We start from the raw sequence: 6074 nt of genomic DNA on the forward strand, positions 1-6074 counted from the left end.
AAAGCCCTGCAAAAAATCCTGTCGCGCCAGTACACGCTTGCGCGCCTTGCCAACCAAGGCCGCCTCGCGACGAATTCTCGCCAACACCTCCGGTGGCGGCGTCACCGTTTTCTGCGGCACACCATCCACCCGCTGAATGGCGTAGTCGCGCTGTTTGATGCTCAGATTGCGCTGTTCACAGCGTGAACCCTGGCAGATGCTCAGCGTCACCGACGGTGGCGCGTCGCGATCAAAGCCCGCCACAAAAACGCCATTATCGGCCACTTCCACCGCGTATTCGCCCAATGCTACCCGACTATTAGGCGCCGTCTTTCCCCAAATCAGCCCGCCTTGAATAAAGTCGCCGTGAAGCTCCACCGCGGCGGCCGGTAGCGATGCCAGACTGAGCAACAGCAGTAAAACCTTGCGCATACAACCTCCACCATATTCTGATTTGCTACCATATCGCGATATCATCTCCTCTTCAGCTACACAGCCAGGATTTTTACTCAGCATGAGCCGATACCGCCCGCCGCGCCCCCGCGGCTCGCGCTATATCACCCCAGAAGGCGAGCGCGCACTGCGCGAGGAGCTGCGCCAACTGTGGAAAATCGAACGCCCCCAGGTGACCAATGCGGTTCACGAAGCGGCCAAAAATGGCGATCGCTCGGAAAATGGCGATTATATCTACGGCAAAAAGCGCTTGCGCGAAATCGACAGCCGCGTGCGCTTCCTGACCAAGCGCCTGGATGAGGTGACAGTGGTCGACGAACTGCCCAGCGACCGTGAAAAAGTGTTTTTTGGCGCCTGGGTCACATTAGAAGATGAAGACGGTGAGGAGGCCCGCTACCGCATTGTCGGCCCGGACGAATTCGATTTAACTGCCGGCAAACTGTCGATGGATGCCCCCCTGGCCCGCGCCATGCTCGGCAAGCGCCTAGATGATGAAATTCTTGTCACCACACCGACCGGCGAAAAGCTCTACTATATTATTTCCATCCATTACGGCACAGCGCCCTGAGGCGCTGCGCAACACTCACCGCAACTGCGAGGCGACAAGTCAATGCTGACACTCTCACTATTCTGGGCATGGTTTAGCTGGAATGCCCACCGCCCCTGGAAGGGCAAGCCAGAATTAATGGGTATTTTGAGCTTTATCTTCGGCATGCTGGCGGGCGAGCTGGGGCTGCATATCATCGCCCTGAACATTCTCATCACCGCGGCAATCGTCGCCTTTGGCGAACTCAATGGCCCGGCCGACAGCCTCGGCTTACTGATTGCCCTGGGCAGCTGGCTCAGCCTCGGGCGATTTTACTTTCGCGCCAAGCAGAGCGAGGCGATTATGCGCCGCGCGGTCACTGAGGCCCTGGGGCGCGACGACTACCCACAAACCCCCGACGCCCTCAGCTACACCCCCGACAGCGACCGCCTGCTCAAGCCCTTCGCCTTTCGCCACCCGCGCGTAGAGCGCCTGCGCGACGTCCCCTATTGCGACGTCGACGGCCGTAAATTGCATGTCGATATCTACCGCCGTCGCGACTGTCCTGCCGACGCCCCGGTGTTGCTGCAAATCCACGGCGGCGCCTGGATGCAAAATCTCGGCAGCAAGGAGCAGCAGGCACTGCCGTTGATGACCCAGCTGGCAGAGAATGGCTGGGTCTGTGTGGCCGTGCAATATCGCCTGAGCCCAGCCGCGACTTTCCCCGACCACATTATCGACTGCAAGCGCGCGCTGGTCTGGGTTAAAGACAATATCGCCCAATACGGCGGCGACCCCAATTTTGTTATCGCCACCGGCGGCTCGGCCGGCGGCCACTTAAGCAGTCTGCTGGCACTCAGCGCCAACGCCCCGGAATTTCAGCCCGGTTTCGAAGAGCGCGACACCCGCGTACAGGGCTGCATTCCGTTTTACGGCGTCTATGACTTCCTCAACAGCAAGGCCCAACGCCACAACGAGGGTTTGGAGCAGTGGTTGGCATCACGGGTGCTCAAAAAAACCCAAAGTGAGGCTCCTGAGCTATGGCGCAGCGCCTCACCGGTGTCGTGGATACATGAAGACGCCCCACCGTTTTTAATTATTCACGGCGAAGCCGACACGCTGGTGCCGGTAAAAGAGTCTCGAGAGCTGTACAGCCAGCTGAAAGCGGCATCAAAAAACCCGGTCGCCTATGCCGAGTTGCCCGATGCCCAGCACGCCTTCGACCTGATGATTTCGCTGCGCTGCCAAATTGTGGTCAATGCCCTGTGCGATTACTGCTACAGCCTGCATCAAAGCCATATTGAGCAAAGTGAAGAAGCCCCCGTGCAACTCGTCGAGGAAGTCGGCGGCGAGCAAAGCCCCGCTTAGCCCCTCAACACCGCAGCGCCCCTGTACTGCCAGGAACGGGGGCGCAAACGCCCTACTGTGCCGCCAATGCGGCAAGTAGCGCGGCCATATCTCCTTGATTAGCCGCTAGCAGCGCATGCAATTTAAGCAGCGCGGCGACGCTCATCGCATCGGTAATCTGGCCGCTCATCGCCATCGCAATCGCCTCGGCAAGGGGTAGCCGCTTCACCAGCAACTCCTCACAGGGCTCCGGCGCGCTCTCCCCCAAGTGCAGCTCAGTGGCCAAAAACAACTCCGCCACCTCGTCGGTGCAGCTATTACTGGTATGCAATTGCATTAATTTATAGAGCTGGGCACAGCGCAATCCGGTTTCCTCAGCGAGTTCCCGGCGGGCGGTTTCGGCCGCAGAACTGCCCTGCGGACAGCCTCCCTCGGGAATTTCCCAGCTATAGGCCTCCAGCGGATAGCGATACTGCCCCACCAGCCAGGTGTGTCCCTCGTCATCGATGGGCACTACGCCCACCGCAATATTTTTAAAGCAGACCTTGCCATAGATACCTGCGGTGTTACCCGGCGTCGTGACCTCGTGGTGCTCAAGGCGCAGCCAGGGGTTTTCGTACACGGTGTCACAGCGGTGTAGGCGCCAGGGCCCCACAGCCTTAGCGGCGGGCATTTCAGTCATAAGTATTTACTCATCTAACAGCTGGTTCAGCCGCGACTGCAGCGCGGGCAGCAACTCAAGATCAAACCAGGGATTTTGTCGAAACCAGCGGATATTGCGCGGCGACGGGTGGGGAAGGCAAAAAAACTCGCCATCTACGCGCTGACTGCGCACCCGCTCAGTCAAACTCCGGCGTTTACCCTCTAAATAATACTGTTGGGCATACTGACCAATAAGCAAGGTGAGAGCCACATTAGGCAGCTGCCTCAGCAGCCGCGCATGCCACTGCGGCGCACACTCGGGGCGCGGCGGCAAATCGCCACTACTTCCCTTACCTGGATAACAAAAGCCCATCGGCATAATCGCCAGACGACGATCACTGTAGAACTGCTCACGGTCCATCTGCAGCCAGCTGCGCAACCTATCGCCCGAGGCATCATTCCAGGCAATACCAGTGTCGTGCACTTTACTGCCGGGCGCCTGACCAATAATCAGCAGGCGCGCTGCAGCATCGACACTGAGCACTGGCCTCGGCCCGCAGGGTAACGACGCATGACAAATGCGACAACGCGCCACTTCCTGCAGTAATTGCGAAAGAGTCTCCATTGCGGCATTTTGCGGCGCCGCTGTCGCGACGGCAAGCCCTGCCGCTTGGCAAGACCCGAGCTTAAGGCGCCGGCAACTGCAGCGCTTGCAGGGTTTCTACAGACAGGCGCCCCGTGGCCAAGCCCTGCTGCTGCTGAAAAGCGTATACGGCGGCCTGTGTGCGCTTGCCGAGTATGCCGTCGGCGTAGCCCGGCTCAAAACCGCGGGCCTGCAGGGCTTTTTGCACCGTCTTTAGCCGCTGTTCACTGAGGTCGCGCTGACAGACGATCTGTCGCCAAACCAGCGATTCGTCGGCCACTTTTTCGCGATAGCTATAGCGCTCGTATACCGCAGGCACAGGAATTCGCGTCACCCTTGCCGGCTCTACAATCCGCTGTACCCGCACTGTCTTATATACGGCGGGCACCTGCACCGCTACGCTGTGTTCAGGCTGATCCACGACGCGTTTACGCAAGGTCTCATACACTGCCGGCTCAACAACCCGGCGATAAACGGCAGGCTTTCTCAGCAGCTGACGCTCAACATCGCGGTATTTTGCCGGCAGCTCAACGCGGTGCACAATTTCACCGCTTTCCTCATCAATCCTCTCGATCTCGCCGCGCCCTTTTCGCCACACGGTCTCAGCCATCGCGACCAACACCTGCTCCGTAACCGTCTCATATTCCGCCTCGGAAACCAGCTCTTGCCGCTCGCGGGCAGGCAGTACTAGAGTTTTTTCCTCTAACCATTTGTAGGTCGCCGGCACCAGCTTTAGCTGAGTGTGCGCCTCACTGACCACCACTTGCTCTTCTCGCCACTCTGTTTTAGCCGGCAGCATTTGCAAGGTCTCCGTGGCCTCCTTAACCATCCGGCTCGCCTCGCGCTCAACATACTGCGGCGGCTGCAGCATGCGCGCATAACACGCCCCTGTTTGGGCATTGGCAGGCATCTTCGGCAACGCATCGCCATCGCTGCGCGCTTTCATCTTCTCAATCTGAATCAAGGCGTCAGCCAGGGCCATCTCCAGCGAAGCCATACGACCGTCATCAGCCACCGGCGTACGCCCGCTGCCACGAGGCGGAGACAATGCACAACCACTCACCAGCAACGCCATTAACAACCATCCCGCATGTCGGCGAACCACGATAACCCTCCCTTTTCGCCAGGCAAAACCCTAACGACACCAATATGTTTGACGCATCTTATAACGAAATGACTCAGCCTATCGAGTTACGGTTTCCCCCGATAACATTCGCCGACAATAAACTGTCTGAATGGGGCAATCGGCGATGAAAATATCAGCAAGCTCGGCAATAATGCCGGCGAAATAGCCCCCTCATTGTGCTTTAATATGCCCCGCATTTTTTCCAACGCAGGCGCTTCGCAACAATGACCCTTTCACTCAAGCAACTCAGCGACTCTGGTGAATTCCAACAGCGGCACATCGGCCCCAATGCCGAACAAACCCAGGCCATGCTCAACAGCCTCGGGGCGGACTCTCTGGAGAGCCTTATCAGAGAAACCGTGCCAGCATCGATTTTGCGCGACGCCCTGCCGCTACCTGACGGCATCAGCGAAAACGACGCCCTTGCCGAGCTGGCAGACATCGCCGCCAAAAACACTGTCGCTCGCTCCTTTATCGGTATGGGCTATTACGACACCCACACCCCCAAAGTGATTTTGCGCAATGTGTTGGAAAACCCCGGCTGGTACACCGCCTATACGCCCTACCAGCCCGAAATCGCCCAGGGGCGACTTGAGGCCCTGCTAAATTTCCAGCAAATGGTCATCGACCTCACCGGACTGGATCTCGCCAACGCCTCGCTGCTGGATGAAGCCACCGCCGCTGCCGAAGCCATGGCCATGTGCAAACGCGCCGCCCGCAAAAATAAAAGCGATGTGTTTTTTGTCGACGCCCAGTGCCACCCGCAAACCATTGCCGTACTCAAGACCCGCGCCGAAGCGCTCGGGCTGGAAATTTATGTTGGCGACGCCTTCAGCGAACTGGCCGAACAGGACTGCTTCGGGGTATTGGTTCAATACCCGCAAACCGACGGCCGCGTCCGCGATCTGCGCCAGCTGTGCCAGCAGGCCCAACAGAAAGATTGTCTGAGTGTGGTCGCCGCCGATATTTTGAGCCTGGTATTACTCACGCCGCCCGGCGAGCAGGGCGCCGACATTGTGGTGGGCAGTGCCCAGCGCTTTGGCGTTCCCATGGGCTTTGGCGGCCCCCACGCCGCCTTCTTTGCCACCAAAGACAAGCACAAGCGCTCGGTGCCCGGCCGCATTATCGGCGTCTCGGTAGACAGCCGCGGCAAACCGGCGCTGCGCATGGCCATGCAAACCCGCGAGCAACACATCCGCCGCGAAAAGGCCACCTCTAACATATGCACCTCCCAGGCCCTGCTGGCAATCATGGCGGTGTTCTACGCCATCTACCACGGCCCCGACGGCCTGCGCCGCATCGCCCTGCGCGTCAACCGCCTAACCGCTGTGCTGGCAAAGGGTTTGGAGCAACTGGGC

The 6074-nt window shown here is 59.1% G+C and carries 6 protein-coding genes and 1 pseudogene; 3 read left to right on the top strand and 4 right to left on the bottom strand.

What is annotated here, in order from left to right:
• A pseudogene (locus ABYM29_RS14405) lies at positions 1 to 411 on the bottom strand (M23 family peptidase); the annotation flags it as partial.
• An 82-nt stretch (positions 412 to 493) separates the two neighbouring features.
• Here ABYM29_RS14405 and greB point away from each other — a divergent pair.
• Positions 494 to 1000: a transcription elongation factor GreB gene (greB, locus tag ABYM29_RS14410; protein WP_372865483.1), complete on the top strand. Its 507-nt coding sequence runs from the start codon at positions 494 to 496 to the stop codon at positions 998 to 1000.
• 42 nt (positions 1001 to 1042) lie between these two features.
• A complete protein-coding gene (locus ABYM29_RS14415) occupies positions 1043 to 2326 on the top strand; it encodes an alpha/beta hydrolase fold domain-containing protein (RefSeq protein WP_372865484.1) in 1284 nt (427 codons plus the stop codon).
• A gap of 52 nt (positions 2327 to 2378) precedes the next feature.
• On the opposite strand, the gene ABYM29_RS14420 is transcribed toward ABYM29_RS14415, so the two are convergent.
• The 3 genes from ABYM29_RS14420 to ABYM29_RS14430 all read right to left on the bottom strand — a co-directional run bounded on the left by ABYM29_RS14420 (position 2379) and on the right by ABYM29_RS14430 (position 4695).
• Complete coding sequence (locus ABYM29_RS14420) at positions 2379 to 2987, bottom strand: NUDIX domain-containing protein (RefSeq protein WP_372865485.1); 609 nt, start codon at positions 2985 to 2987, stop codon at positions 2379 to 2381.
• 6 nt (positions 2988 to 2993) lie between these two features.
• Positions 2994 to 3572 (bottom strand): uracil-DNA glycosylase family protein, encoded by a 579-nt coding sequence (locus tag ABYM29_RS14425; RefSeq protein WP_372865486.1) that lies wholly within the window; start codon positions 3570 to 3572, stop codon positions 2994 to 2996.
• Positions 3573 to 3633: 61 nt separating this feature from the next.
• Entirely contained in the window at positions 3634 to 4695 is a 1062-nt protein-coding gene (locus ABYM29_RS14430) for a peptidoglycan-binding protein (RefSeq protein ID WP_372865487.1), read from the bottom strand.
• Between the two features lie 245 nt (positions 4696 to 4940).
• On the opposite strand from ABYM29_RS14430, the gene ABYM29_RS14435 reads away from it, so the two are divergent.
• Positions 4941 to 6074 (top strand): glycine dehydrogenase (locus ABYM29_RS14435; RefSeq protein WP_372865488.1); only part of this gene is annotated, 1134 nt, incomplete at its 3' end.

It is taken from the genome of Spongiibacter sp. (assembly GCF_041602295.1).
Taxonomy (GTDB): Bacteria; Pseudomonadota; Gammaproteobacteria; order Pseudomonadales; family Spongiibacteraceae; genus Spongiibacter.